Here is a 1,626-nt window from a genome sequence, read left to right as displayed (position 1 = left end):
AGCCTGACCGCCAGCAGCGGCAACCTGACGATTAATAATAAGGTGGGGGCGCTGGATCTGGTGAATAGTACGCTGAATGCGGCGCTGGGCAGTGTCACCTTACTGGGTGGCGCGATTGACCTGAATAATAGCCAGCTTACGGCCGCGCAGGCGTTAACACTGCGCGCGCAGCGAGGCGCTGGCGCGAATATCAGTAGTAGCAATAGCCATCTTATCGCCCGTCAAGGGGGGATTAGCCTGACCGGCCTAAACGGTGCCGGGATTCGTTTATCGGGCACGAGCACGATCACGGCACAGCAAGATATTTTACTGCAAGCCACGGCGGCGGCGGTAAATATTAGTGGGCCGAATACGACGTCTATGTCGACCCTGACGTCGAATATGGGGAATATCCGTATCGCGGGTAATGGAACGAGGCGGAATTTAAATGCGGTCCATATTAATAACTTGGCATTAACTGCTGAGCGAGGGCGCATTAGTGTCATCGGCGTGTCTGATGGCTCAAGTTATGGCGGGCCTACTGGCAATGGCATAGTATTGAGCAATACGGTGGTGTTTAACGCGAGTGAAAATAGTGTAGTAGGCCGGCATATTACTTATACCGATAGCCAAGTTGCGGCAGTTGCGATAGGGGGGGGAGCTCGAGCAAACATTACTTTTATTGGCAATACATCAATCGATGCGGAGTCAGATTATGCCTCGGGGTTACTTTTTAACACTAAGTATGAGCCCGCGGCGATTCTGACTTTCCAAAATGGCACGGCGTCTATTAAAGGGAAGACGCTGAAGCCTGGTGCGCTCGGTGCCCATAATAGTGCGGGTGTGGCAAATGGCGCATGGCGAAATAAGATTAGTGAGCCTGAGATTATTGTTAATAATGCAACGTTAGGGATTACTGCATCAAGTTATGACGTTGATGGCATGGCCTCTTTTCGAGTCCATAGCAGCGATACTCCTGACGATGGCGCTCGATGGTCTGGTTATAAATTCTCAGGTGATGGGGATGTTAATATAACCGCCACCTCAAACTCAGGCGATGGTATAAACTTAAGACTCTTCGATAATACCCGATTGACGGGGAAACTGACTATTCTCGGTGAAAGCCAGAGTGGTGCTGGAGTCTCGGTTCCTGAGTTCGGTAATGTCAGCCTGGTGAACGCCAGCATTACCGGTCGCAGTCAGACGGGAAGCGGGATATTGATGAACGCCGGAGATATATACGGTAAAAAAATTAACCTTAACGGTAACGTACTCAATGGCACATCAGCATCAGGCAGCGGTATCGATATCCATGGAAATAATGTTTCTATCACCAATGGCTCCTTGAATGGTACCTCTCAGGGGAATGGGGCCGGAGTTCAGTTGACCGGCGGCAGTAACTACACCATCGATGGCGCGACCCTCAACGGTCACTCCCGTGGCGGGGTGGGGGTCAGCATCGGTGGCAACCTGACGCTGGCGAATGGCGTGCTAGCTGGGGTGACCCTGACAGGTAGCGGGGTCAATATCACCGGTAACGTAAACAGCGCCAATACCACCATCAGCGGCCGCGCCATTGGCCGCGGTAATGGCGTCGAATTGGCGGGCACCGTCAGTGGCGGCAATATCAGCGGCGCGGCCATCGTC

At 52.7% G+C, this 1,626-nt stretch carries 1 protein-coding gene; it reads left to right on the top strand.

Features of this window, described 5'->3' with window-relative positions:
* A partial coding sequence (locus EHO01S_RS19095) for a beta strand repeat-containing protein (RefSeq protein WP_024525064.1) occupies positions 1-1,626 on the top strand: 1,626 nt, incomplete at both ends.

Source organism: Edwardsiella hoshinae NBRC 105699 = ATCC 33379 (genome assembly GCF_000474215.1).
Lineage (GTDB): Bacteria > Pseudomonadota > Gammaproteobacteria > Enterobacterales > Enterobacteriaceae > Edwardsiella > Edwardsiella hoshinae.
The sequence above is the reverse complement of the archived record's forward strand: the minus strand, read 5'-3'. Positions and strand labels throughout refer to the sequence as shown.